General features: G+C 71.7%; 20 protein-coding genes and 4 pseudogenes. 10 read left to right on the forward strand and 14 right to left on the reverse strand.

The window, feature by feature from the left end; genetic code table 11:
- Positions 1–52 precede the first annotated feature (52 nt).
- Positions 53–1492, reverse strand: a complete 1440-nt coding sequence (locus tag AB0I73_RS05940) for an MFS transporter (RefSeq protein WP_363034181.1) — start codon at positions 1490–1492, stop codon at positions 53–55.
- A gap of 317 nt (positions 1493–1809) precedes the next feature.
- Between AB0I73_RS05940 and AB0I73_RS05945 the strand changes: the two genes are divergently transcribed.
- Positions 1810–2736, forward strand: a complete 927-nt coding sequence (locus tag AB0I73_RS05945) for a DUF3027 domain-containing protein (RefSeq protein WP_363034183.1) — start codon at positions 1810–1812, stop codon at positions 2734–2736.
- 23 nt (positions 2737–2759) lie between these two features.
- Here the strand turns inward: AB0I73_RS05945 and AB0I73_RS05950 are convergent.
- From AB0I73_RS05950 to AB0I73_RS05960, 3 genes and pseudogenes are all read right to left on the reverse strand, one after another.
- Positions 2760–3426 (reverse strand): annotated as a pseudogene (locus AB0I73_RS05950) (histidine phosphatase family protein).
- A 101-nt stretch (positions 3427–3527) separates the two neighbouring features.
- A complete protein-coding gene (locus AB0I73_RS05955) occupies positions 3528–3956 on the reverse strand; it encodes a DUF4440 domain-containing protein (RefSeq protein ID WP_363034185.1) in 429 nt (142 codons plus the stop codon).
- A gap of 211 nt (positions 3957–4167) precedes the next feature.
- A pseudogene (locus AB0I73_RS05960) lies at positions 4168–4446 on the reverse strand (hypothetical protein); the annotation flags it as partial.
- On the opposite strand from AB0I73_RS05960, the pseudogene AB0I73_RS05965 reads away from it, so the two are divergent.
- A pseudogene (locus AB0I73_RS05965) lies at positions 4447–4826 on the forward strand (DUF5753 domain-containing protein); the annotation flags it as partial. It abuts the pseudogene before it with no gap.
- Positions 4823–5032: a DUF397 domain-containing protein gene (locus AB0I73_RS05970; protein WP_109379328.1), complete on the forward strand. Its 210-nt coding sequence runs from the start codon at positions 4823–4825 to the stop codon at positions 5030–5032. The pseudogene AB0I73_RS05965 and the gene AB0I73_RS05970, both read left to right, overlap by 4 nt.
- 127 nt (positions 5033–5159) lie before the next feature.
- Here the strand turns inward: AB0I73_RS05970 and AB0I73_RS05975 are convergent, their stop codons facing one another.
- Together AB0I73_RS05975 and AB0I73_RS05980 are read right to left on the reverse strand one after the other, a co-directional pair.
- Positions 5160–5783, reverse strand: coding sequence for a M23 family metallopeptidase (locus tag AB0I73_RS05975; RefSeq protein WP_363034294.1), 624 nt, complete (start codon positions 5781–5783; stop codon positions 5160–5162).
- 441 nt (positions 5784–6224) lie between these two features.
- Positions 6225–7444 (reverse strand): annotated as a pseudogene (locus tag AB0I73_RS05980) (SLC13 family permease).
- A 154-nt stretch (positions 7445–7598) separates the two neighbouring features.
- On the opposite strand from AB0I73_RS05980, the gene AB0I73_RS05985 reads away from it, so the two are divergent.
- On the forward strand, positions 7599–10739 hold the full coding sequence (locus tag AB0I73_RS05985; RefSeq protein WP_363034187.1) for a molecular chaperone Hsp90: 3141 nt from the start codon (positions 7599–7601) through the stop codon (positions 10737–10739).
- A gap of 70 nt (positions 10740–10809) precedes the next feature.
- On the opposite strand, the gene nhaA is transcribed toward AB0I73_RS05985, so the two are convergent.
- Entirely contained in the window at positions 10810–12705 is a 1896-nt protein-coding gene (nhaA, locus tag AB0I73_RS05990) for a Na+/H+ antiporter NhaA (RefSeq protein ID WP_363034189.1), read from the reverse strand.
- A gap of 328 nt (positions 12706–13033) precedes the next feature.
- Here nhaA and AB0I73_RS05995 point away from each other — a divergent pair, with 328 nt between their 5' ends.
- Complete coding sequence (locus AB0I73_RS05995) at positions 13034–13963, forward strand: hypothetical protein (RefSeq protein ID WP_363034191.1); 930 nt, start codon at positions 13034–13036, stop codon at positions 13961–13963.
- A gap of 142 nt (positions 13964–14105) precedes the next feature.
- Here AB0I73_RS05995 and AB0I73_RS06000 read toward each other — a convergent pair whose 3' ends face one another.
- On the reverse strand, positions 14106–16514 hold the full coding sequence (locus AB0I73_RS06000) for an HAD-IC family P-type ATPase (protein ID WP_363034193.1): 2409 nt from the start codon (positions 16512–16514) through the stop codon (positions 14106–14108).
- 118 nt (positions 16515–16632) lie between these two features.
- Positions 16633–17019: a DUF2530 domain-containing protein gene (locus tag AB0I73_RS06005; protein ID WP_363034195.1), complete on the reverse strand. Its 387-nt coding sequence runs from the start codon at positions 17017–17019 to the stop codon at positions 16633–16635.
- A 181-nt stretch (positions 17020–17200) separates the two neighbouring features.
- Here AB0I73_RS06005 and AB0I73_RS06010 point away from each other — a divergent pair, with 181 nt between their 5' ends.
- Entirely contained in the window at positions 17201–18646 is a 1446-nt protein-coding gene (locus tag AB0I73_RS06010; RefSeq protein WP_363034197.1) for an NCS2 family permease, read from the forward strand.
- Between the two features lie 36 nt (positions 18647–18682).
- On the opposite strand, the gene AB0I73_RS06015 is transcribed toward AB0I73_RS06010, so the two are convergent.
- On the reverse strand, positions 18683–18865 hold the full coding sequence (locus tag AB0I73_RS06015) for a ribbon-helix-helix protein, CopG family (RefSeq protein WP_109379380.1): 183 nt from the start codon (positions 18863–18865) through the stop codon (positions 18683–18685).
- 210 nt (positions 18866–19075) lie between these two features.
- Between AB0I73_RS06015 and AB0I73_RS06020 the strand changes: the two genes are divergently transcribed.
- Both AB0I73_RS06020 and AB0I73_RS06025 read left to right on the forward strand, forming a co-directional pair.
- A complete protein-coding gene (locus tag AB0I73_RS06020; protein ID WP_363034199.1) occupies positions 19076–19513 on the forward strand; it encodes a MarR family transcriptional regulator in 438 nt (145 codons plus the stop codon).
- Between the two features lie 31 nt (positions 19514–19544).
- A complete protein-coding gene (locus tag AB0I73_RS06025; RefSeq protein WP_363034201.1) occupies positions 19545–20936 on the forward strand; it encodes an MFS transporter in 1392 nt (463 codons plus the stop codon).
- 36 nt (positions 20937–20972) lie between these two features.
- Here the strand turns inward: AB0I73_RS06025 and AB0I73_RS06030 are convergent, their stop codons facing one another.
- A complete protein-coding gene (locus AB0I73_RS06030) occupies positions 20973–21560 on the reverse strand; it encodes a Uma2 family endonuclease (protein ID WP_363034203.1) in 588 nt (195 codons plus the stop codon).
- Positions 21561–21674: 114 nt separating this feature from the next.
- On the opposite strand from AB0I73_RS06030, the gene thpR reads away from it, so the two are divergent.
- Complete coding sequence (thpR, locus tag AB0I73_RS06035; protein ID WP_363034204.1) at positions 21675–22247, forward strand: RNA 2',3'-cyclic phosphodiesterase; 573 nt, start codon at positions 21675–21677, stop codon at positions 22245–22247.
- 155 nt (positions 22248–22402) lie between these two features.
- Here the strand turns inward: thpR and AB0I73_RS06040 are convergent, their stop codons facing one another.
- The 3 genes from AB0I73_RS06040 to AB0I73_RS06050 form a co-directional block, all read right to left on the reverse strand.
- Positions 22403–23392 (reverse strand): aldo/keto reductase, encoded by a 990-nt coding sequence (locus AB0I73_RS06040; RefSeq protein ID WP_363034206.1) that lies wholly within the window; start codon positions 23390–23392, stop codon positions 22403–22405.
- A 30-nt stretch (positions 23393–23422) separates the two neighbouring features.
- Positions 23423–24025 (reverse strand): Uma2 family endonuclease, encoded by a 603-nt coding sequence (locus AB0I73_RS06045; RefSeq protein WP_363034208.1) that lies wholly within the window; start codon positions 24023–24025, stop codon positions 23423–23425.
- 114 nt (positions 24026–24139) lie between these two features.
- Positions 24140–24826, reverse strand: a complete 687-nt coding sequence (locus AB0I73_RS06050) for an SGNH/GDSL hydrolase family protein (RefSeq protein ID WP_363034210.1) — start codon at positions 24824–24826, stop codon at positions 24140–24142.
- An 88-nt stretch (positions 24827–24914) separates the two neighbouring features.
- On the opposite strand from AB0I73_RS06050, the gene AB0I73_RS06055 reads away from it, so the two are divergent.
- Positions 24915–25946 (forward strand): WD40 repeat domain-containing protein, encoded by a 1032-nt coding sequence (locus AB0I73_RS06055; protein WP_363034212.1) that lies wholly within the window; start codon positions 24915–24917, stop codon positions 25944–25946.
- Positions 25947–26001: the final 55 nt, after the last annotated feature.

The raw sequence follows: 26001 nt of genomic DNA on the forward strand, positions 1-26001 counted from the left end.
ATCGGGCACGTCCGGTCCGCCTCCCACGTGGGGGTACGGCGTGGCCGGAGCGTTACGCCACTCGCGCGCGTCCGTGGCCCCCGTGCCGGGCGGAGTCGATCAGCGCGCGGACGGTGGTCAGCCAGCCCGTGGCGACGATCGCGGCGCCCACCGTGAGGCCCAGCGGCCCGATCAGCGGCATCGCGATACCGATCGCCCCGCCCAGCACCCACGACATCTGCAGCAGCGTCTCGGAGCGTGCGAACGCCGACGCGCGGACCGTCTCGGGCACGTCCCGCTGGATCAGCGCGTCCAGGGACAGCTTGGCCAGCGCCTGCGCGAAGCCGGCGACCCCGGCGAGGCAGGCCACCACGACCGCGCCGAACAGCGCCGCCGCCGTGATCGCCGCGGTCACCACACAGGCCACCACCGTCACGATGATGATCTCCGGCGCGCGGGACCTGAGCGACGCGCCGACGGCCGTGCCGAGCGCGTTGCCCGTGCCCGCCGTCACCCCCACGATGCCCAGGGACACGGCGGCGCTCTGACCGGTCATCGGATGCTCGCGCAGCAGGAACGCGAGGAAGAAGATCAGGAAGCCGGTCAGGCAGCGGATGGAGGCGTTGGCGGCCAGCGCGTGGGTGACGGCGGGGCCGACCGTGCGCAGACCGGGCCGCTTGACGGGCTTGCGGTGCGGGCCGCGCAGGTGGGTCTCGTCCGCCGCGAGCAGCGCCGTGTGCTCGCCCTTGGCGGAGTCCACCTGCGCCGGCAGCCGGAAGGACAGGAACATGCCCGTGACGAAGAGCACGAACGCGCCGTACAGCGGCCAGCGCGGTCCGATCTGGTGCAGCCCCGCGCCGATCGGTGCCGCGATGCCGGTGGCCAGCAGCCCGCCGAGGGTGACCCGCGAGTTGGCTTTCACCAGGGAGAACGCGGGCGGCAGCAGCCGGGGCACGACGGCGCTCCTGACCACCCCGTACGCCTTCGAGGAGACCAGTACGCCGAGCGCGGCCGGATACAGCTCGATGCCGCCGGTGACCACCGCGCCGGACAGCACCAGGGCGAGCAGCGCGCGGGCGAGCATCGCGCCCGCCATCGCGGCCCGGCGGCCGTGCGGGACGCGGTCCAGGAGCGGGCCGATCACCGGGGCCAGGAGGGTGAACGGCGCCATCGTGATGGCGAGGTAGAGCGCGACCCGGCCGCGTGCCTCGTCCGTCGGCACGGAGAAGAAGACGGTGGACGCGAGCGCGACGGTGATCATGACGTCGCCGGCGCCGTTCACACCGTGCAGCTCGATCAGTTTGCCGAGCCCGGACTCCCCGGCGCCGTGCGCGTGGGTGGCCCGGCGGATTCCGCGTGCGGTTCCGGTCACCGGGAAGCGCAGGACGCGGCCGACCGCGCGCAGACGGCCGCCCGGCCTGTCCGCCGTGAGGCGTCGGGCCTTCCCTTTGACTCTGGCCCCGTTCGGCCCACCGGTCCCGGTGGCGCCCTGGGGTGTCCTCGCGGTAGCCACGACGTTCATAGTGCCCCGATACGGCGGTCCGTAGTGCCTCAACCGCCTCGACGGCCCCGCGATGTGCGGCTTCCGGCGGAACGCGGCACCGGTGCGCGGTGCCCGGGACCACCTGAGAACACTCGAGAACAACCGTCGGTGTAGGCCCAGCGCACGCGAACAGGTAGCGTGCGTATCTCAGCCATCCCGCAGAATGGATGGAGGCGCGCCCGAGCACGATCAGGCGTGGACGTCGACGCGGTCCTCCGGTCCGCTCCGTCCGCCCTCGCGCCGGGAGTGGCGCACTCGTGAGACGGCGTAGGAGAGAAGCGATACCTGTGAAGGCAGCGACAAGGCGAAGCCGCACCCCTGACCGGCTGTGCGCCGAGGCCGTCGACCTCGCCCGCGCAGCAGCCGAGGAGGCCGCCGCGCCCGGGGTCGTCGGCGAACACGAAGGAATGCTCTCCGAGGGCGACCGGGTCGTCACCCACTACTTCGCGTGCGGTGAGCTCGGCTACCGCGGCTGGCGCTGGGCCGTCACCGTCGCCCGCGCCTCCCGTGCCAAGATCGTCACGGTGGACGAGGCGGTCCTGCTGCCCGGCCCCGACGCGATCCTCGCGCCGGAGTGGGTGCCGTGGAGCGAGCGGCTGCGTCCCGGCGACATGGGCCCCGGCGATCTGCTGCCCACCGACGCCGAGGACCTGCGGCTGGAGCCCGGCTTCTCCGGTGAGGACGCGCCGCCGCCGAACTCGCCGGTCTCCGGGGAGTTCGCCGAACTGGCGGAGGCCGAGGACGCGGACGTCACCGAGGGCACCCCGGCACACCAGGCGACCGCCCCGGCCCGCGGTTCGATCGCGGCGGTCGCCGAGGAACTCGGCATGCGGCGCGCCCGCGTCCTGTCCCGCTACGGCCTGCACGCCGCCGCCGACCGCTGGGAGGAGGCCTTCGGCGCCAAGACCCCGATGGCGCAGGCGGCCCCCGCGTCCTGTGTGTCCTGCGGCTTCCTCACCCCGATCGGCGGATCGCTCGGCCAGGCCTTCGGCGTGTGCGCCAACGAGTTCTCCCCGGCCGACGGCCGTGTCGTCTCCCTGTCCTACGGCTGCGGCGGCCACTCGGAGGCCGCGGTCATGCCCAAGCCGCCCCAGCCCACCCCGCCCCGGATCGACGAGACCCGCGTCGACCCGTTCCCGCTGCGCCCGTCGCCGGACTCCGGCTCGGTCCCGGCGACGGAGGACGCGTCCTCGGCGGAACTGGGGCATTCCTAGACCCCCCGGTGCGGGACCCCGGCTCAGCGGTCGGCCGTGCCGACCGCCTCACCGGCGGGCCCGGCGTCCTCGGGGGCACCGGCCTCGGGTCCGAGGGGGCGGCCTTCCCGGTGCAGCGCCCGCCAGCCCCGGTCGGGGGGCCGGAGAGGACGACGACACCGGTGTTCCGCAGCTGGTGCTCGGCCGTGTACGACACGCCGACGTTCTCCGCCCGGGCGGCCACCCGCATGCGGACCGCGGCGCTGTGGCTGACCATCGCCACCGTCGCCGCCCCGGTCCCGGCGGCCTCCTCGACGACGGCGTCGAAGCGCCCGAGGGCCTCCACGCCGTTCTCCCCTCCCGGCATGCGCAGCTCGGTGCTCCCCGCCGACCGGGCGAGGGCGGTGCTGAGGTACGTCCGGGCGGCCTCGTCGTCGCCGCGCATTTCCAGATCCCCGGCGGACACCTCCCGGATCCCGTCCCGGACCCGGACCTCCAGCCCCTCGCGGCGGCCAGTGGCGCGGCGGTGAGCTGGGTGCGCACCAGCGTCGACGCGTGGAGGACGTCGGTCTCCTCCTCCGCCGGCGCCTCCGGCAGGGCGGCCGCCTGCTGCTCCCCCGAGGGGGTCAGCCCGGGGCCCGGCTCCGCGGTGTCCAGGAGGTGCTTGAGGTTGGAGGGGGTCTGGCCGTGGCGGATGAGCAGCAGACGCATGTAAGGGTCTACCTCCCGGACAGCTGATGACGTCCCCCCGCTCTGCCACTCGACGGCGCCCTCCACGGCGGCGGGTGGTTCCCGGTCGGCGCCGGCCGGGCCTACAGGTTGTCCCCCCAGCCGCTCTGGAGCATGGTCTGGAACGCCCACCTCCCGTCCCGCCTGATCAGGACGTCGGCGTACCGGAGCCGCTGGGAGTGGCCCTCCGCCGTCATGGTCGAGTCCGTGAAGACCACGGCCATCGAGGGGGACAGGAACACCGGGGTCCGGGTGGACTCGAAGGTGATGTCCTGGCTGCCGTCCCCCATCACCTGGGTCATGGTCGCGACGAACCGTTCCCGGTCCCACTGCGCCGACCGGCCGTCGCCCGCGGAGTCGTCGCTGACGAGGTTCAGTGGGAACACCGCCAGGTCCGCCATCCGCTCGACGTCGCGCCGACCGCTCGCCGCGTCGTACTCCGCGAACCAGGCGTCCAGACTCGCGCGGTCCTCGGGGGTCGGGGTGTATCCGGTGTCGGGGAGGAAGGGCATATGGGCTCCTTCGGGAGGGGGCGGGATCGAGACTGCCGACTGGGCAAGTTTGACTAGCTGGCCACGAGGGGAAACGTATACCTCTCCGGTGGTCTAGTAAAACTTGACGAGAGATCTCTTCGTGCATGATCTGGATCATGCAGGCAGGTGAGGTTTCCTCTCCCGGGCGTCCGGCCGCCACTCCGGCAGGCCGGACGCCCGGGGAGCCCGGTCACTCGTCCTCGAGGATCTCTTCGGCTTTCGGTGCGGTGACGGCGCGGGTGAGCCAGTGGCGGAGGAGTTCGGGGTCGGTGCAGTCCGTGACCCGCCTGCGGACGTCGTCGGAGACGTCGAGGCCGCGCTGTTCGAGGACGAGCAGGATGTCCTCGGCGGCGCGTCGCGCCTCCCCCTCCGCACGGCCTTCGTCGCGGATCTCTACAGAGATGCAGGACTTGTAGAAGGAGAGGTCCACGGCCACCAGGTTCCTCCAGAGGTGCTTGGCCGGGCGGTGCAATCCGTCTTCGAGCGAGACCCGGCACCCGTGATCCATTTCGTGCTGGAAGAGGCACCGCTGCGGCGCGAGATCGGGGGCACAGTGGTGTGGAACCGACAGCTCGAACGACTGGTGAAGCTGGGCCGGTTGTGGAACGTCACGCTTCAGGTGATGCCGACCAAGAGTGACGCCCACCCGGGACTGGACGGCAGGATCGAACTGCTGAAGTTCGCAGACGGTACAGCCGTAGGGCGTGGCGATGGCACGTTCAACGGACGCCCCGTCTCCGATCCCCGGCAGTTCCGGATTCTCGAGCTGCAGTTCAGCGCCATCCGGGCACAGGTTCTCACCCCCGGGAGTCACTGGCCTTCCTCGAGCACCTTCTGGGAGAGAAATGATCCGCAAGATCAACGCCAGAGACGCCTCCGAACCGACATGGTTCAAGAGCAGCTACAGCAGCGGCACCAATGGTGAGTCCTGCGTCGAACTCGCCCTCACCCCCAGCACCGTCCACGTCCGCGACTCCAAGGACGTCACGGGCCCCCGCCTCGCCTTCGCCCCGGACGCGTGGGCGCGCTTCGTGCCGTACGCGTCCGAGGGCTGAGCGCACCGCCCGGCCCGCCCGGGCCCGGTCCGGGGCGTGCCCGAGGCCCCGGTGGCGGGTGCCATCGGGGCCTCGGGCGTGCGTGCGGGTGCGGCTCCCCGGGCGGGGTGCCAGCGGCCCGGGGGCGTCAGCGGTTGGCGCGCAGGAACTGGGCCGGGTCGATCGCCGAGCCGTAGTTCGGGGTGGTGCGGATCTCGAAGTGCAGGTGGGGACCGCTGGAGTTGCCGGTGTTGCCGGACAGGGCGATCTGCTGGCCGGTCTCGACGGCCTGGCCGACCTGGACGTTGACCGACGACAGGTGGGCGTACTGGGAGTACATGCCGTTGCCGTGCTTGATCACGACGGCGTTGCCGTACGCGGAACCGTCACCGGCGCCGTTGCCGCCGGCCTTGACGACGGTGCCGCTGTTGGTGGCGTGGACCGGGGTGCCGGTCGGCACGGCGTAGTCCTGGCCGCTGTGCTTGGAGGCCCACATGCCGCCGCTCTGGGCGAAGCTCGCGGAGAGCTTGTAGTTCTTCACCGGGTCCACCCAGGACGCCTGCTTCGCGGCCGCGGCCTGGACGGCCTGGGTCTGCGTGGCCTTGGCCTGCGTCTGGACGGCGGTGGCGGCGCCGGTCGCGGCCGAGGTGTCGGCGGCGACCGCGACCCCGGCTCCCAGCACGACCGAGGCGCCCAGGCCGGCGGTCAGCACGGCCGCACGGGTGCGGGTCAGGGACGTACGGGAGAAACGGGACGTGGCGCGCTGGAACATCGAAGACCTCATGGGGGGAGGGGGCAGAGGGAAACCACCGGCGGAACGGGTCCATGCCGCGGTGGCCATTCCTTGGTAGCCCGATCCGGGCAAAAGCCGCAAAGGTGTGACCTACGACGGGGCGTCGTAGGTCAGGCGTGAGACGTACGTCTCTTGACGAAGGGCGCAGGCCGGGCGGAAGTCCCCATTTCAAGCCGATCCGTCAGGTATTAGGAATAAATGTCCGCTTTGGTTTTCGGTGTTTTCCCGCTATCCCGCTTAGTACCGGTCAGGCAGCTTGTGTGGCTTGTCACGGGGAGGCCGGTCCGGGCGTTCCGTGAATGTGACGCGCGTCTCCGGCCGCCCCTCGCCCGGGAGCGCGTGCTTCGCCCAGGCGGTCGCCCCGGGCCCGGCTCCGGAACCCCGCCCTCCCGTCCGCCCGGGCCTCCAGGACGCCCGCGCTCACCCGCCCAGGACCTCCAGCGAGACCCACAGCGCGACGGTCGACGCCAGCAGCGTGGCCGGGACGGTGAGCAGGCCGAGGAGTGTGAACTCCTTCAGCGGGACGTCGTGGTCGTGGTGGTGGACGACGCGCCGCCACAGCAGGGTGGCCAGGGAGCCGGCGTGGGTGAGGTTCGGGCCGATGTTGACGCCCAGCAGGAAGGCCAGGACCGCGCCGGGCCCGGACGGCGCGGCCAGGGGGGCGAGGGCGAGGACGACCGGCAGGTCGTTGATCAGTTCGCCAGCAGCGCGGCGAGCGCGGCGGTGCCTGGCAGGGCGGGGAGCGTGGTGCCGTCGGGCAGGACGGTACCGAGGGCGTCTTCGAGGCTGTGGTCCAGTACGCCCGTACGACCACGCCGAGGGCGAGGACGAAGGCGAGGAACGGCAGGTCGGCGGCGCGCACCAGCGCGGCGGGAGTGGTGTGCCGGCGGGTCAGGGCGCGGACGGCCGGCACGGTCCACGCCGGGTCGATGCCGAGCGCGGACACCACGGTGAACCCGGCCAGCGTGGCGCCCACGGTCACCAGCGCGAACAGCGGCACCTCCACGGGCTCCTCCGCCTTCGCCCCGGTGGTGGGCGCGTCGAGGTCGGCGGCGAAGAAGCGGCGGAAGACGGCGTACTCGACGGCGACGGCCGCCAGCCACGGCAGGCTCATCGGTAGTGCGATACGGGTGAAGGTCAGCCCGGTGGCGGCGAATGCGAGCAGGTTGGTCAGGTTCGACACCGGCAGCAGCAGGGACGCCGTGTTCGACAGGTGCGCGCCGGCGTAGACGTGGGGCGGGGCCGGGCGCTCATGCGGGTGGCGGTGGCGAACACCACCGGCGTCAGCAGACCACGGTGGCGTCCGGGCCGAGCACGGCGGTGATCACCGGGGCGAGGGCGAAGACCGCGCTCAGCAGCCGGCGCGGCCGGCGGTGGGCCCAGCGCGCCCTCCAGGTCCCGCAGGCGTGGAAGAGGCCCTCATCGACGCAGAGTCAGGCGAGCACCAGCACGGCGGCGAGGAACCAGATCACCGGCCCGAGCCGGGCGGCCTCCAGCGGGATCGCGCCGGTCGCGATCACGACACCGGCCGCGGGCACGGCGAAGGCCGCCTCCGGCCGACGGAAGAGGGGGACGACGGCGCACACCGGCACCACGACCAGCGCGGCGACGGACAGGGACTCCAGCAGCACGGCAACGATCGTCCCCGCGGCCGGAGCGGGATCCCCCCGCCCCGGCCGGAGGGCCGCGTTTCGTCCTGTTCCCGGCCCGGTGCCGGGACCGCCCGCCTCGCCGGGGTGCCGCGGAGCGGTACCTTCGGTCTCACGCCGATGAGGGCCGATGAGGAGAGTCAACGTGAGCAAGTTCGTGCGGCCGGCCGCCGAGGGCGCCGACCCGTTCGGGACGGCGCGGCTGCGGCGTGGGGTGCTGGACGCCTGGGCCGCCAGTCCCGCCCGGTTCCGTGAGGACGCCAACGCCGAGGAGGATCTCGTCCTCGGCGGGTACCGGGACCGCCTCGTCGTCGAGCTGGCGCAGAACGCCGCCGACGCCGCCGCCCGCGCGGGGGTGCCGGGGCGGCTCCGGCTCACGCTGCGCGACGGGGTGCTCGTCGCCGCCAACACCGGCGCTCCGCTGGACGCGGACGGGGTCGAGTCGCTGTCCACCCTGCGGGCGTCCGCGAAGCGGGACGAGCCCGCCGGGGCCGTGGGCCGGTTCGGTGTCGGGTTCGCCGCCGTCCTCGCCGTCACCGACGAGCCCGCCCTCGTCGGCCGGCAGGGCGGGGTGCGGTGGTCGCTGGCCGAGGCCCGGGAGCTCGCCGGTGACAGCGCGGGGCACAGCGCCGGGCTCGGCGACGAGATCCGCCGCCGCGACGGGCACGTGCCGCTGCTGCGCCTGCCCTTCGCCGCCGAGGGCACCGCCCCCGACCCGTACGACACCGCCGTCATCCTGCCGCTGCGCGACACGGCCGCCGCCGACCTCGCCGAACGGCTGCTGCACGCGGTCGACGACGCCCTGCTGCTCGCCCTGCCCGGTCTGGAGGAGGTCGTCGTCGAGATCGGCGACGCCGGGCCCCGTACCGTGTGCCGCACCACCGACGGCCCCTTCACCGTCGTCGCGGACTCACGCGACGGCACCACCCGCTGGCGCACCTCCACCGCGCACGGGCCGCTCACCCCGGACCTGCTCGCCGACCGCCCCGTCGAGGAGCGGCTGCGGCCCCACTGGTCGGTCACCTGGGCCGTCCCCGTCGACTCCGACGGCGGCCCCACCGGGCCCCGCACCAGCCCCGTCGTGCACGCCCCCACCCCCAGCGACGAGCCGCTCGGCGTCCCCGCCCTGCTCATCGCCTCCTTCCCGCTGGACTCCACCCGCCGGCACGCCGCCCCCGGCCCGCTCACCGACTTCCTGGTGGAGCGCGCGGCCGACGCCTACGCCGGTCTCCTCGCGGAGTGGCATCCGGTGACCGCCGGGATCATCGACCTCGTGCCCGGCCCGCTCGGCAAGGGCGAACTGGACGGCGCCCTGCGCCGGGCGGTCCTCGGGCGGCTGCCCCGCACCTCCTTCCTGCCCCCCGCCGTCCCGCCGCGCGAGCAGGACGACGACTCCGGTCTGCCCGAGTCCCTGCGGCCCCGGGACGCCGAGATCGTCGAGGGTGCCGGGTCCGACACCGTGCGGGTGCTCGCCGAGGTGCTGCCCACCCTGCTGCCCGCCGGGCTCGAGCGGCGGACGGAACTGCGCACCCTGGGCGTGGCCCGGGTCCCGCTGGCCGACGCGATCGACCGGCTCGCCGGGCTGGAGAAGGCGCCCGACTGGTGGCGGCGGCTGTACGAGAGCCTTGCCGGGGTCGACCCGGACCGGCTCTCCGGTCTGCCCGTGCCGCTCGCCGACCGGCGTACCACCATCGGCCCCCGGCAGGTGCTGCTGCCCGGCGCGGAGGCCGCCCGGATCGACCCCGAGGTGCTGGCCCGGCTCGGCCTCAAGGTCGCCCATCCGGACGCCGCGCACCCCCTGCTGGAGAAGCTCGGCGCCCTCCCGGCCACCCCGCGCGCGGTGCTCACCACCCCGCAGGTGCGGGCCGCCGTCGCCGCCTCCCTGGACGACGAGGGCGGCATGACCGCCATGGGCTGGGAGGAGGAGGCGCCCGACGCCGAGGAACTCGCCGACACCGTGCTCGGCCTGGTGCGCGACGCCGGTCTCGAACCCGGTGACGAGCCCTGGCTGGGCGCGCTCGCCCTGCCCGACGAGGACGGCGAACTCTCCCCGGCCTGTGAACTGGTCTTCCCCGGCGGCCCCTTCGCCGGCGTCATGCGCGAGGGCGAACTCGCCTCCGTGGAGCCCGAGCTGGCGCAGAAGTGGGGTGAGGCCCCGCTGGCCGCCTGCGGCGTGCTGGTCGACTTCGCCCTCGTCCGCGCCACCGACGTCGTCCTCGACCCGGACGAACTCGAGCCGCGAGAAGGGGACTTCACCGAACCCGACGACGCGGGCCTGCTCGACGCCGTGGACGTGTGGAGCGAGGACATCCTCGACCGCTTCCCCGACAGCCCGGTGCCGCCGGTCGCCACCGAGATCGTCGCCGTGCGCGACCTCGACCTCGTCGACGACGACCAGTGGCCTCGGGCTCTCGCCCTGCTCGCCCGCCCGCCGCTGCGCGACGCGCTCACCCAGCCGGTGCGCGTCCTGCTGCCCGACGGCACCCACGAGGTGGTCCGCCCGTACACCGCCTGGTGGCTGCGCGGGCACCCGGTGCTCGGCGGCCGCCGTCCGGCCGGTCTGCGCGCCGCGGGGAGCGACCCGCTGCTGCGCGGCCTGTACGACGAGGCCGACGCCACCGGCTTCGAGGACGAGCAGGTGCTGCGGGCACTCGGCGTGCGCACCTCCGTGTCCGCGCTGCTCGACGAACCGGGCGGCGCGGCCGAACTCCTCGACCGCCTCGCCGACCCCGACCGTGCGGTCACCGCCGCCCAGCTGCACGCCCTCTACGGGGCGCTGGCCGACCTGGAGCCGGAACAGGTGACCCTGCCGGACGAGCTGCGCGTGGTGGTCGACGGCCGGGTCGAGGTGGTGGACGCCGCCGACGCGGTGGTCGTCGACTCGCCCGACCTGCTGCCGTTCACCGCGGGTGTGCCCCTGCTGCCCGTCCGCCCCTCGCGGGCGGCCGAGCTGGCCGAACTGTTCCAGGTGCGGCGGCTGAGCGAGTCCGTCACCGGGGAGGTCGGCTCCCAGGGCACCGAGTACGACGTGCCGGAGTCCGTGCGGGTACTGCTCGGGTCGCGCACCCCGGCCACGTACGTCGAGCACGAGGAGCTCGTCGTGGACGGCGTGGAGATCGACTGGCGCCTGACCGGCGACGGCGTGCTGCACGCCGCCACCCTGGAGGGCGTCGCCGCCGGACTGGCCTGGGCGGCCGGTGAGTGGCCGCGCCGCTTCGAGGTCGCGGCCCTGCTGGAGGACCCGTCCAGGACGGAGGAGCTGGCGCGGGACCGCTGGTTCGACTGAACACGCGTGGGGGCGGGCCGGGGTCGCCCCGGCCCGCCCCCACGCGTGGACCTTTCGCTTGCTTCCGCTCCTACTTCTGCTCCGTGGGCGCCTGGACGCCGGACTCCTGCGCGTACGCCTCGAGCTCGCGGGCGAGCGTCGCCGCGTCGTACGGGCCGGTGTGCCGGCGGTCGCCGATGAAGAACGTCGGGACCCCGCGGGCGCCGCTGGCCTCGGCACTGGCGGCGTCCGCCCGTACCCGGTCGGCCGTCTTCTCGTCGTCGAGGTCGCGGAGGAACTTCTCGACGTCGAGTCCGAGGTCGGCGGCGTAGCCGGCGCTGTCCTCGTACTCGAGCTCGTCCTGGTGCTTGTAGAGCAGGTCGTGCATCTCCCAGAAGCGGCCCTGCAGACCGGCGGCCGTCGCCGCCCGGGCGGCGAGCTCGGCGTGCGGGTGCACGTCGGGCAGCGGCAGGTGCCGGAAGACGTAGCGGAACTGGTCACCGAAACGCTGCCGCAGTTCCTGGGTGACGCCGGTGGCGCGGGCGCAGAAGGGGCACTCGAAGTCGCCGTACTCCACCAGCGTGAGGGGCGCTTCGGGGGGCCCGAGGATGTGGTCCGTCTCCGGGTCGACCGGACGGTCCAGATAACGGGGCAGGTCCGCGTCGGTCTCCCCGCGCAGGACCGCGGCCAGATGGAACACGAGCCAGCCCGCGAGAGTGGAGAACAGGGCCGCCAGCAGGACACCGACGGTCGCCTCGGCACGCATCACCGGGTCGTGGAAGGCGAGCCCGACGATCAGCAGGGACACGGTGAAGCCGATCCCGGACAGGACACCGCCGCCCAGGACGTGGCCCTGCCCCACCCCGGTCGGGAGCTTCCCGAGACCGGTCCGGGTGCCGAGGTAGGCACCGCCCCAGATACCGACCAGCTTTCCGACGACGAGACCCACGACCACGGCCCAGGTGACGAAGGAGGTCAGGGCGTTGGTCAGGACGCCGTTGCGCAGGTCGACACCGGCGTTGGCCAGTGCGAACACCGGGACGATGACGTAGCTGGACCAGGGGTGGAGCACCGTCTGGAGCCGCTCGTTGACGGAGACGGCCTGCTGGAGCCCCCTGCGCGCCGTCTTGCCGACGTCCGCGAGGGGGGACTGACGGAAGGCGCGGAAGAGCCGTGCGGCCTGCTCCACTCCCTCGCGTGAGGGGTTCCGGGCGGGGATCAGGAGGCCGCCGAGCATGCCGGCGATGGAGGCGTGCAGGCCGGCCTGGAGGGTGGCGAGCCACATCACGAGCACGATCAGGACGTACGGGGCCGCCTGCCAGACGCCGAAGCGGGTCAGCGCGGACAGCACCACGCCCAGGAGGAGTGCGACGATCAGCTCCGGCACCCTGACACTGCCGGAGTAGACCACGCCGATCACGGTGACGGCCACGATGTCGTCGATGACGGTGATGGCCAGCAGGAAGACGCGCAGCTGGGTGACGAACCGCGGGCCCACGATGGCGAGCGCGCCCAGCATGAACGCCGTGTCGGTGCCGATGACCACGCCCCAGCCCATGGCGGCCTCGCCCCCGGGCGCGATCGCCAGGTACAGCAGGACGGGCACGAGCATGCCGCCGATCCCGGCGAGGAGCGGGATCATGAGCCGGCTGCGGCTGTTCAGCTCCCCGACGGAGACCTCGTAACGGACCTCCAGGCCGATGATGAAGAAGAAGAGGGCCATCAGCCCGTCGTTGACCCAGTGCCCCAGGTCCATCGACAGCTCGGCCTTGCCGAGGGAGAGGGACAGGTCGGTGGCCCAGAGCGACGTGTACGAGTCCGACCAGGGCGAGTTCGCCCAGATCAGGGCCACCGCGACGGCTATCAGGAGCAGACCGGCGCTGCCGGCCTCGGTCTCCATGAAGGACCGCACGCGGGTGGAGAGCTGCCCACCCAGTGAGCGGCGCTTCGCCCGGGACTGCGTGTCCGGAGTCTTCGTCGCGCTCATCACTGAATCACAGTACTCGTCCGCATGGTGGACAAGGCCTGGGAATGATGCCGACAGGGGTTGTCGCGGACGGGTGTGATCATGCGGGACCCTCCTTCGGGTTCTTCAGATGCTTCTGGCCTTTCGGGCTCTGCGTGCGGCGCGCGGCGGCCGGGACCTTGATCTTCAAGAGTCGCACACAAGTTTTCGAATGCGCGTACAACCATTCGCCGGTGTGACGTATCTGATCAGCTGAGTCAACAGACTCCAAGGTCACTCGGGCCCCGGAAGTGACGACGAGCCGTTGGGAACGACGACTGTCGGGGCCCCTTCTCCACCTGGGGAATGCATGCGTATTCGAGCCACCGTCGTCGCCGCGGTCTCCGGCGCCCTGGCCCTGTCCGCCCTCGCCGCCCCGGCCGCGCAGGCGTCCGACGACGCCGTGAGCCGCGCGGACATCGCGAAGGTCCGTGAGGCCGCGCACGCCGCCTCGTCCAGCAAGGCCGCGTTCAGCGCACGTGCCGCCGCCTACGACGAGCCGTACGCCCTGAACGTCACCTTCTCCAACTTCAAGATCGCCAAGGCGGTCAAGGTCGGTACGACGAACCGGGTCACGGCCAAGGTCACCTACACCCTGACCCACGGCACGGACGTCGACATCACCGCGTTCGACTTCCTCACCGACCCGTTCCTCTACAAGGGCAGCTTCGCCGCGCCGCAGAACGTACTGATCGGCGACGACTTCGGCCACTGCAAGTCGACCTCGGCGACCAAGGCCACCTGCTCCGGCACCATCGACATCCGCCCCAGGGACTACGAGCTGCTGAACGCGGACGCCGGCACCTGGAAGGCCGGCGCCTGGGCCATCGCCTTCAACGGCGAGGACCCGGGCGCCGACGACTTCGACATGGGCAAGGTCGGCTACGCGGAGAAGGGCGGCCTCGCCACCACCCTGGTCCAGCGCTACTCCAAGCTGACCGTCAACGCCTCCCCCGAGCCGGTCAAGAAGGGCAAGACCATCACGGTCACCGGCAAGCTGACCCGCGCCAACTGGGAGGCCTTCCGGTACGCCGGCTACACGAACCAGTCGGTGAAGCTGCAGTTCCGCAAGAAGAACTCCAACACCTACACCACCATCAAGACCGTCAAGACCAACTCGACGGGCAACCTGAAGACCACGGTCAAGGCCTCCGTCGACGGCTACTACCGCTACAACTTCGAGGGCACCACGACCACCCCGGCCGTCAAGGCCGCCGGTGACTTCGTCGACGTGAAGTAAGCCTTCGTCCGGCCGGTCGCGCGGTCACCGAAGCGCCCCGTCAGGGGCGCGGGGCCGTGTCGACATGCGGCTCCGCCGCGCGGGCGCGACCAGCCCCCACCGGCCCGGCAGGGACACACGACCGTCCCTGCCGGGCCGAGCGCTAAGCGGAAACGCGGTCCACCCGTCTCCACAGGAGTTCCAGGACGGCCGCCGCCGCCACCGCGATGCCGACCGCGATCCACGGCATCGTCATCCCCACCAGCCTCAGCGCGAAGAACTCCTGCAGCCGCGGTACGACCAGCACCAGCAGGAACCCCGCGGCCATCGTCGCCACCAGTCCGATCCGCCACCAGGTGTAGGGCCGGGCGATGATCGCCAGCACCCACAGCGAGATCAGGAACAGCGTCAGCGTCGCCGCGCTCGTCTCCGCCTCCAACGCCCCCTCACCGCTGTAGTGGTGGCGGGCGAGCAGGTACGTGGCGAACGTCGCCAGCGCGGCCAGCACCCCGCCCGGGACCGCGTACCGCATGACCCGCCGTACGAAGTTCGGCCGGGCCCGCTCCTTGTTGGGGGCGAGGGCCAGGAAGAACGCCGGGACGCCGATGGTGAGCGTGGACAGCAGGGTCAGATGGCGCGGCAGGAACGGGTACTCCACCTGCCAGCACACCACCAGTACCGCCAGCAGCACCGAGTAGACGGTCTTCACCAGGAACAGCGTCGCGACCCGGGTGATGTTGCCGATCACCCGCCGCCCCTCGGCCACCACCGACGGCAGGGTGGCGAAACTGTTGTTCAGCAGCACGATCTGCGCGACCGCCCGCGTGGCCTCCGAACCGGAACCCATCGCCACCCCGATGTCGGCGTCCTTCAGCGCCAGCACGTCGTTCACCCCGTCGCCGGTCATGGCGACCGTGTGCCCGCGCGACTGGAGCGCGCCCACCATGTCCCGCTTCTGCTGCGGGGCGACCCGCCCGAACACCGTGCCCCGGTCCAGCGCCTCGGCCATCTCGTCCCGCCCGGCGGGGAGCCGGCGCGCGTCGACCGTCGTACCGCTCAGCCCGAGCTTGGCCGCGACCGCGCCGACCGACACGGCGTTGTCGCCGGAGATCACCTTGGCGCGGACGTTCTGCTCGGAGAAGTACCGCAGGGTGTCGGCCGCGTCCGGCCGCAGCCGCTGCTCCAGCACCACCAGCGCGGCCGGACGGACCCCCTTGGCCGCGTCCGGGTCGTCCACGTCCACGTCGCGCTCGGCGCGGGCGAGCAGCAGCACCCGCAGCCCCTGCTCGTTCAGCCGCGTGGTCCGGGCGAGGGCCGGGTCGTCGGCGTCCAGCAGCACGTCGGGCGCCCCGAGCAGCCAGGTGACGGGCGGTTGCCCGGTGCCCTCGTCGCCCTCGTCGAAAGTGGCGCCGCTGTACTTGCGGGCCGAGGAGAACGGCAGGGCGTCGGTGCAGCGCCAGTCCCCGGCGTCCGGGTAGGCGTCGACGATCGCCCGGAGGGACGCGTTCGGCCGCGGATCGGACGCGCCGAGGGCCCCCAGCACCTTCCGTACGTACGTCTCGTCGCCGCCGTCGAGCAGCCGCAGTCCGGTGACGTCCATGCCGCCCTCGGTGAGGGTGCCGGTCTTGTCCAGGCAGACCGTGTCGACGCGGGCCAGTCCCTCGATGGCGGGCAGTTCCTGCACCAGGCACTGCTTGCGCCCCAGCCGGACGACCCCGATGGCGAAGGTCACCGAGGTGAGCAGCACCAGCCCCTCGGGCACCATCGGCACGATCCCGCCGACCGTGCGGGCGATGGAGTTGCCCAGCTCGTTGTGATTCACGACCAGCTGGCTGATGATCAGCCCGGCCGCGGTCGGGATCATCATCCACGTCACGTACTTGAGGATCGTGGAGATGCCCGAGCGCAGCTCGGAGTGGACCAGCGTGAACCGGGACGCCTCCTCGGCGAGCTGCGCCGCGTACGCCTCGCGTCCCACCCTGGTCGCCTGGAAGGCACCGCCGCCCGCGACCACGAAACTTCCGGACATGAGCCGGTCCCCGGGCTGTTTGACCACGGGATCGGCCTCGCCGGTGAGCAGCGACTCGTCGATCTCCAGCGCGTCCGCCTCGGCGCACACCCCGTCGACGACGACCTTGTCGCCCGGCCCGATCTCGATCAGGTCGTCCAGCACGAGCTCGGACGTGCCGATCTCCGTCGCCGTCCCGTCCCGGCGCACCGTGGGCCGCACCTCGCCGATCAGCGCCAGTGAGTCCAGGGTCTTCTTCGCCCGCCACTCCTGGACGATGCCGATCCCGGTGTTGGCGAGGATCACGAAGCCGAACAGGCTGTCCTGGATGGGTGCGACGGCCAGCATGATCACCCAGAGGACGCCGATGATCGCGTTGAACCGGGTGAAGACGTTCGCGCGGACGATCTCGATCATGGACCGGCTGCTGCGCACCGGCACGTCGTTGACCTGCCCGCGGGCCACCCGCTCCGCCACCTCCGCGGCGGTCAGGCCGGTCACCGGCGAGGTGACGGTGCCGGGCTGCGTGGCCCCTGTCCGGGGGTCCGCGTCGAGAGGCGTCATGCAGTCGACGGTACGTGCGGTTCCACGGCTTCACCCACCGGATACGAGGAAGATCCGACCAGGGGAGGAGAGTCGCGGGGCGGCCGTAGTTCCGTGGTCGTACAGGAGCGGTGAGGAGTCAGTCGGCCGACGACGGGGAGGGGGCGCCGGAGGGGCCGCCGGCCGGTTCCGTCTCCACCGTCTCCGCTGTCTCCGCGGACTGTGCCGACTCCGTGCCCCGCGCGGCCGCCGCGGCCTGGGCGCGCTTGATCGCGGCGTCGCGCCGGCGGACGTACCAGATGCCGATGAGCCCGAGCCCGCCGCCGGCCAGGCAGGTCCACAGCCACCAGGTGTGGCCGTGGTCGTCGAACCAGCCGTAGAAGGGCAGCTGCACCAGGAAGAGGGCGAACCAGATGATCGTGCCGCCGACGATGGTGGCGACCACGGGGCCCTCCAGGGGCTCCGGCGCCTCGTGCTTGGGGGTCCCCGTGAACCAGCGCGAGAGACCCGAGAAGAAAGCGGCCATGCGGACAGCTTACGAGGGCGGGCGGGGGTGAGGTTCGCCGCATCGGGCCGCATGGGTCTACGCGCGGAGATAGCGTGGATGTCGTTATATCTTCATACTGAATCTGTTTGTCTCTGGCCAGTTCTGCTCGTAGGAAACGCCAAAGGGCTTTGATGGAAGTCCGACGGTGATGAGGTTCTGCATGTCCACGTCGGCCCCCAGCAAGGCCCCCCTGCCCGATCAGCCCGCGCCCGCGCGCGGCGCGCTCGACCGCTACTTCAAGATCTCCGAGCGGGGCAGCAGCCTGCCCCGCGAGATCCGTGGCGGATTCGCCACCTTCTTCGCGATGGCCTACATCATCGTGCTGAACCCGATCATCCTCGGCAGCGCGAAGGACATGTACGGCAACCAGCTCGACAACGGTCAGCTGGTCACCGCGACCGCCCTGACGGCGGCGTTCACCACGCTGCTCATGGGCGTCATCGGCAACGTGCCGATCGCGCTGGCCGCCGGCCTCGGCGTGAACTCGGTCGTCGCCCTCCAGCTCGCCCCGCGCATGTCGTGGCCCGACGCGATGGGCATGGTGGTGCTGGCCGGCTTCGTCGTCATGCTGCTGGTCGCCACCGGTCTGCGCGAACGCGTGATGAACGCCGTCCCGTACGGCCTGCGCAAGGCCATCGCCATCGGTATCGGCCTGTTCATCATGCTGATCGGCCTGGTCGACTCCGGTTTCGTCTCCCGGATCCCGGACGCCGCCCAGACCACCGTCCCGCTCCAGCTCGGCACCGGCGGTCACCTCACCGGCTGGCCGGTCCTCGTCTTCGTCCTCGGCGCGTTGCTCACGCTGGCGCTGATCGTGCGCAAGGTGCCCGGCGCGATCCTCATCTCGATCGTCGCGATGACGGTCCTCGCCGTGGTCATCAACGCCGTGGCCGACATCCCCTCCTGGGGCCTGACGAACCCGACCTGGCCCGGCAACCCCGTCGCCACCCCCGACTTCGGCCTGGTCGGCGAGGTCAGCCTGTTCGGCGGCTTCGCCAAGGTCGGCGTGCTGACCGGTGTCCTGTTCGTCTTCACCGTGCTGCTGTCGTGCTTCTTCGACGCGATGGGCACGATCATGGGCGTCTCCGACGAGGCCAAGCTGACCGACGCCGACGGCCAGATGCCCGGCATCAACAAGGTCCTGTTCATCGACGGTGTCGCGGTCGCCGCGGGCGGCGCCAGCTCCTCCTCCGCCACCACCGCCTTCGTGGAGTCCACGGCCGGCGTCGGCGAGGGCGCGCGCACCGGCTTCGCGAACGTCGTCACCGGCGCGCTGTTCGCCGTCGCGCTGTTCCTCACGCCCATCGCCACGATGGTGCCGTCCCAGGCGGCCACCCCGGCGCTGTTCGCGGTCGGTTTCCTGATCCTGGCGGGCTCGATCAAGGAGATCGACTGGGCGGACCACACGATCGCCGTCCCGGCCTTCGTGACCATGGTGATGATGCCCTTCACCTACTCGATCACCAACGGCATCGGCATGGGCTTCATCACCTTCGTGCTGCTGCGCCTGGCGGCCGGGCGCGGCCGGGAGGTCCCGGTGGCGATGTACGCGGTGTCGGGGGTCTTCGCCTTCTACTACCTGATGCCGGCACTGGGTCTGACCTGACCCGACCCGGCCCGTCCCGACCGGCTCGGTACGGGCTCAGGTGACGCCGTAGAACTTCTCCGTCTCCTCGACGGCGGTCTGGAACCGCTGGTCGAAGTCATCGCGAATGAGCGTCTGGACGACATAGTCCTGGACGCTCATTCCGCGTTTGGCGGCATGGCTCCGGAGTCTTTCGAGCAGTTCCTGGTCCATGCGCAGACTGAGTACGTCGGTCCCCATGGGCATGAGCCTTGCCGCACTCTCCGGCCCGGTGCGCCCTGTTTCACGCAGAGATCACCCGTACGAGTGATCCATGGCCTGCTCTGTGGCCTGCTCTGTGGCGCGATTGCGGCATGACCGCGGCACGAGTGGCCGACCTCACGGGCGCGGGCGGAGTTCGAGCCGCCCCGACCGGTCCTTTAGCGAGAGTAATGAGTTATGCTAAAGAACATGCCGGACCTCAGCCATGGCGACGACGCGGCCGCCGTCAACGCCCTTCGATCCGCCGTGATGCGACTGTCCCGTCGACTCAGGCACCAGCGCGTCGACGAGTCGCTCAGCCCCACCGAGATGTCGGTGCTGGGCACTCTGGCCCGCTGCGGCCAAGCCACCCCGGGCGAGCTCGCCCGCAAGGAACACGTCCAGCCGCCCTCGATGACCCGCATCGTGGCCCTGCTGGAGGGCAAGGGGCTGGTCCGGCTGGAGCCGCACCCCGACGACCGGCGGCAGAAGGTCGTGACGCAGACCGAACAGGCCGAGGCGATGCTCGCCGAGAGCCGACGCAGGCGGAACGTCTTCCTGGCCACCCTCGCCGAGGAACTCGACGAGGACGAATGGGCGAAACTCCGTGCCGCCGCCCCCGTGCTGGAGAAGCTCGCGCACATCTAGGAACTCAGCAGCCGTCGCTAGGAGGCGAACCTTGAGTACGGGACCCGGAGCAGACTCCGCCCCCGGACCGGACACCCACGACATCACCACCGGCGGTGACACACCGCCCGCCCCCGGAAAGCCGGGGCGGAACATCCGCACGTCCCGGATGTTCTCCTCGCTGCGGGTCAGGAACTACCGCCTGTTCTTCATCGGCCAGGTCGTCTCGAACATCGGCACCTGGATGCAGCGCATCGCCCAGGACTGGCTGGTGCTCACCCTCACCGCCTCCTCGGCCGCCGTCGGTATCACCACGGCCCTGCAGTTCCTGCCGATGCTGCTGTTCGGTCTGTACGGCGGCGTCCTGGTGGACCGCCTGCGCAAGCGCCCCACGCTGCTCGTCACCCAGTCGGCGATGGCCCTCACCTCGCTGGCGCTCGCCGCCCTCACCCTCACCGGACAGGTCGAGGTCTGGCACGTCTACGTCGCCGCCTTCGTCACCGGTCTGGCGACGGTGGTCGACAACCCCGCCCGCCAGTCCTTCGTCGCCGAGCTGGTCGGCCCCGGGCAGCTGCAGAACGCGGTCAGCCTGAACTCCGCGAACTTCCAGTCCGCCCGCCTGGTCGGCCCCGCCGTCGCGGGCCTGCTGATCACCGGCGTCGGCACGGGCTGGGCGTTCCTCCTCAACGGCCTGTCCTTCATCGCGCCGCTGGCCGGCCTGATGATGATGCGGGCCCGCGAACTGCACGCCGTCACGCCGTCCCCGCGCGGCAAGGGGCAGCTGCGGGAGGGGCTGCGCTATGTCGCGGGCCGGCCCGATCTGGTCTGGCCGATCGTCCTGGTCGGTTTCATCGGCACGTTCGCCTTCAACTTCCCCGTCTACCTCTCGGCCTTCGCCGACGACGTCTTCCACGGGGGCGCGGGCGCCTACAGCCTGTTCAACACCCTGATGGCGGTCGGCTCGCTGGCCGGCGCCCTGCTCGCCGCCCGGCGCGGCACGGCCCGCCTGCGGCTGCTGATCCTGGCCGCGCTGGCCTTCGGCGGACTGGAGATCGTGGCGGCCGGGGCACCCACCCTGTGGCTGTTCGCCCTGCTCATGATCCCGATCGGCCTGTTCGCCATGACGGTCAACGTCACCACCAACACCAGCATCCAGATGTCCACCGACCCGGCCGTACGCGGCCGCGTCATGGCCCTGTACATGATGGTCTTCCTCGGCGGCGCGCCCGTCGGCGCCCCGATCGTCGGCTGGATCACCGACACCTACGGCGCCCGACTCGGCTTCGCGGTGGGCGGCGCCGTCGCGGTCCTCGCCGCCTCCGTGATCGGCCTGATCCTGGCCCGCGTCGGCAACCTGCGCCTGACGGTCGGCTGGACCGGGGGCCACCCCCAGGTGCGGTTCGTACCGAGGGAACGGCAACGGGAGCTGACGGCGATGGCCTGACGGCCGGACCCACCGCCCCGACGAGTTCCCCCGCGGTCAGTCGCGGGGGAACTCGTCGGTCTTGAGCACCAGACCGACGACCGTCCCGGTCAGGTCGACCTCCTCACCGAAGGGGAGGCTGACGGTGCCGTGGTACCTGCCGTCCTTCGGCAACGTGTGCAGGTGCCACTCTCCGGTGTACGGATCCACGATCAGGTAAACGGGAACGCCGACGGAGGCGTACGTGTCCTTCTTCGGCCCGTAGTCGTTGCCGGCGGTGTCCTTGGAGATCACCTCGGCGATGAACTCGACATCCTCGTGGCGCCGGCGTCCGTGAGCGTCCTCCTTGGCGCCCTCCGCGAGCCCGACCACGTCGGGCGCGAGCCCGTTGAGACGTCCCGGGTAGTCCATGCGGACGTCGGACGTCACACGTTCGCGCGGGTACTTGGCACGTAGTTGCTCGACGATGTTCAGGATGATGTCCCAGTGGGCGCGGCGCTGCGGCGTCACGAAGATGTGGCCCCCGATGATCTCGGTCTTGTACCCCTCGGGGATGGGCATCTTCTCCAGCCACTCGAACATCGCGTCGAGCGTGAGCTCGTCTCCGGTGTCGGCCATCTCGATCCTGTCGTCAAGGACGGTCATCGTGGCGCTCCTCCACGGCTGCGCCCCGGACGGGTGCAGCCGCGCAGTACAACGATACGCACGGTGACCAGGACACGCGTGGGCGTACACGCGTTCCCCGGTGAGACTGGAGGCATGAGACTCTTCGCCGCCGTGGTGCCGCCCGAGGACGTGATCCGTGAGCTTGCCGTCGAGGTCGAGGCGCTGCGGCGGCTGCCCGGCGCGGACGCCCTGCGCTGGACCGGGCGTCCCGGCTGGCACTTCACGCTCGCCTTCTACGGTGAGGTCGACGACGACCTCGTCCCCGAACTGACCGCCCGCCTGGAGCGGGCCGCGTCCCGGGGCGAGCCCTTCGGGCTGGCGCTGTGCGGCGGTGGTCAGTTCGGCCACGGACGGACCCTGTGGACCGGGGCGGACGGTGACCTGCACACCCTGGGCCTGCTCGCCGACCGTACGGAGGCGGCGGGGCGCAAGGCGGGCGTGGCGATGGGGGAGCACCGCCGCTACAAGGCCCACCTGACCCTGGCCCGCAGCCGGACCGGTGCCGACGTACGGCCGTACGTGGAGGCCCTGGGGCGGTTCCGGAGCCGCGCCTGGACCGTGGGCGAGCTGGCACTGGTGCGCAGCAACCTGCCGAGGTCGGGGGTGCCGGGCGAGCAGCCGCGTTACGAGGTGGTCGCGCGCCGGCCACTCGGGGCGGCCGGTTAGGCTCGAAGGCGTGGACCCGAAAACCCGGAACCGGATCATGGCCGGTGCGCTCGTACTGATGTTCGCGGTGGTGGCCCTGGCGGCGGCGCTCGGATACTAGCCCCGCCGCCAGGCACCCCCGGCGATCCCGGCGTGCCCGCCGGGAAGGCGGCGTCCTACCAGGCGAAGGCCTCCGGGGACGGCCCCGGGCCCGGGAAGATCTCGTCCAGCGAGGTCAGCAGCTCCTCGCTCAGCTTCAGCTCGACCGCCCGCAGCGCCGACGCCAGCTGCTCGGTGGTGCGCGGACCGACGATCGGGCCCGTCACCCCGGGCCGGGTGAGCAGCCAGGCCAGCGCGGCCTCGCCGGGCTCGACGCCGTGCTTGTCGAGCAGGTCCTCGTACGCCTGGATCTGGGCGCGGGCGGTGGGGTCGGCGAGCGTCTCGGCGGCCCGTCCGGACGCGCGGCGCCCGCCCTGGACCTCCTTCTTGATGACCCCGCCCAGCAGGCCGCCGTGCAGCGGCGACCAGGGGATGACCCCGAGCCCGTAGTCCTGCGCGGCCGGGATGACCTCCATCTCGGCGCGGCGCTCGGCGAGGTTGTACAGGCACTGCTCGCTCACCAGGCCGTACGACCCGCGCCGGGCGGCGATCTCGTTGGCCTGGGCGATCTTGTAGCCGGGGAAGTTGGACGATCCCACGTAGAGGATCTTGCCCTGCTGGACCAGGACGTCGATCGCCTGCCAGATCTCCTCGAACGGCGTCGACCGGTCGATGTGGTGGAACTGGTAGAGGTCGATGTAGTCGGTCTGCAGCCGCTTGAGGGAGGCGTCGACGGCCCGGCGGATGTTCACCGCGGAGAGCTTGTCGTGGTTGGGCCACGCCTCGCCGTCGGCGCCCATGTTCCCGTACACCTTGGTGGCGAGCACGACCTTGTCGCGCCGCTCGCCGCCCTTGGCGAACCAGTTGCCGATGATGGTCTCGGTACGGCCCTTGTTCTCGCCCCAGCCGTACACGTTGGCGGTGTCGAAGAGATTGATGCCGGCGTCCAGCGCCGCGTCCATGATGGCGTGACTGTCGGCCTCGTCGGTCTGCGGACCGAAGTTCATCGTCCCGAGGACGAGTCGGCCGACCTTGAGTCCCGTGCGTCCGAGCTGCGTGTACTCCATGAGCACCAAGCCAACGTCTTGGAGCGCGCTCTATGCAAGGGGAGGCCGGTCCCGGGGGAAGCCGCTGGTCCTCATGGTCAGGTCGGCCACGGTGCCCGTCAGATCGATGTCGTCGCCGAAGTCCACCCGCGTCCTGGTGACGTAGTCGCCGTTCTTGGGGTCGGTGTAGACGTAGCAGAGGCCCTGGTAGGGGTCGGCGATGACGTAGAGCGGGACCTCGGCGGTCGCGTAGGCGGTCTTCTTCGGGCCGTAGTCGTTGGCGGCGGTGCCCTCGGAGATGACTTCGAAGACGAACTCGACGTCCTCATGGCGCCAGCGGCCTTCGTCGTCCTTCTCGGCGGAGGCGCGCAGCACGGCCACGTCGGGGCAGAGGCCGTTCTCGTGGCCGGGGAAGTCGATGCGGACGTCCGAGAACACCGGCACGTCCATCCCGAACCTGTCCTCGACGGCCCGTACGATCCGACGGATGATCCCCCAATGGGTGTCCCGCTGCGGTGTCATGTAGACGTTGCCCCCGACGATCTCGACCCTGAATCCTTCGGGGACGGGCATCCGCTCCAGCCGCTCGAACCACTCGTCCAAGCGCTGCGTGTTGGCGTCGGCCATGGCGATCCTGTCGTCTACGACGGTCATCGTGGCATCCTCCCCGGCTGCCCCCATGGACGAGCACAGCCGTGCGGTACAACGATACGCACGGTGACCGGGACACGGGGAGAGGCGCATATGCCGCCGCAGCGCCGTCGCCGGTTACGGCGTGCAGGACGCGGAGTAGGGCCCGCCCAGCTCCCAGCCCTCGTACATCGCCTCCGCGAAGGCCTCCGCGATCCTGTGTTCGCCGGTCGCGTTGGGGTGGGTGCCGTCGTAGGTGTCGGTGTGGATGTCGTACGACGGCGGGACGGCGGCCAGGAGGAACGGGGAGCCCGGGGTGTCGAGGTCGGCGGCCGTCTTCGCGAGGAGCTCGTTGAAGCGGGTGACCTCGGTGGCGAAGGACGGGTCGGCCTCCGCGCGGATGTTGGGGATCACGGGCAGCACGGCCATGCGGATGCGCGGGTTGGCCGCCCGCGCCCCGGCGACGAAGGCGCGGACGTTGTCCGCGGTCTGCTCGGCGTTCGTGTAGAAGCCGAGGTCTATCAGGCCCAGGGAGACCAGGAGCACGTCGGCGCGCTGGGAGCGGACGGTCTCGCCGATCAGCGGCGCCATGTGCTGCCAGCCCTCGCCCCAGCCGGCCAGGTGGGCCCGGGGGAAGTCGGGCTCGGCGTAGGCGTACGAGGTGGGGGCGTCCGTCGCCTGGTCGTGCAGCGTCTCGCGCGGGCCGACGAAGGTGAAGGGGCCGCCGTACTCCGTGCACAGGTGCTGCCACAGGCGGTAGCGCCAGGTGTGTTCACCCGCGCTCCCGATGGTCATCGAGTCGCCGACGGGCATGAACCTGAGCACCCGGTCATCATCGTCGATCGGCCCGGCCGCCGCGATGTGAGACCGACCACCTGCCGTCAAGTCGGCCGCGGGATGGCAGTCTTGGGCCATGCGCCGACCCTTCGCCCTGCTCGCCGCGGCCCTCCTCCTCGGGGCGACCGCCGCGCTCACCGCCCCCGCCGTGCCCGCCTCCGCAGCCGACGGCGACGAGGGGTTCACGATCAAGGACCCGCGCATCACCGAGTCCAGCGGTCTCGCCGCCTCCCGCCTCCACCCGGGCGTCTACTGGACCCACAACGACAGCGACGACGGCCCCTACCTCTACGCCGTCGACAGCGCCACCGGTGACACCGTCGCCCGGCTCACCCTCACCGGCATCGGCGAGCCCCGGGACGTCGAGGCGATCTCCATCGGTCCGGGCAACCGGATCTTCGTCGGGGACATCGGCGACAACCTCGGCGGCACCTGGCCGTATGTGTGGATCTACGAGCTGCCCGAGCCGAAGGAGCTGCGGGACCAGACCGTGCGGGCCACGCAGTACGTCGTGAAGTACTCCGACGGGCCCCGCGACGCCGAGTCCCTCGTCGTGCACCCGAGGACCGGACGCGTCTACATCGTCGACAAGAAGGAGGAGGGCGGGCACCTGTACGAGGGGCCGGCCGAACTCTCCGCCTCGGGCAGCAACGTCTTCGAGCCCGTCGCGCCCGTCGAGCTGTGGGCCACCGACGCCGCGTTCTCCCCGGACGGCCGGCAGCTCGCCGTGCGCGGGTACTTCGGCGGGATCCACTACGCGTGGGACGACGCCCGGGACGGGAAGCTCGAGCGCAAGGGGCGGCTCAGCGTGCCGCTCCAGGGGCAGGGCGAGTCCGTCAGCTACTCCGCCGACGGCTCCCGGCTGATGTACGGGAGCGAGGGCGCGCAGAGCCCGGTCGAGGCCCGGGAAGCGCCCGGCGGTGGCGGCTCCGGGCCGGCGTCCTCGTCGGGCGCCTCGGGTTCTTCGGGTGGGGGCTCGCAGGCGGGGGACGAGGGCTCGGGGGGCGGTGCCGGTTCCGGTGACGGCCTCACGATCGGTGCCGTGGCCGCCGTGGCCGTCGTCTGCGCGGTCCTGTTCGGGCTGGGACGCCGGCGCCGGAGGGACTGAACCGGCGGGCGGTCACGCGGCGCCGTCCGTGGGCGCCCTCCGTACCTCGTATTGA

This window comes from Streptomyces sp. NPDC050388, assembly GCF_040655635.1.
In the GTDB taxonomy this organism is placed as follows: Bacteria; Actinomycetota; Actinomycetes; order Streptomycetales; family Streptomycetaceae; genus Streptomyces.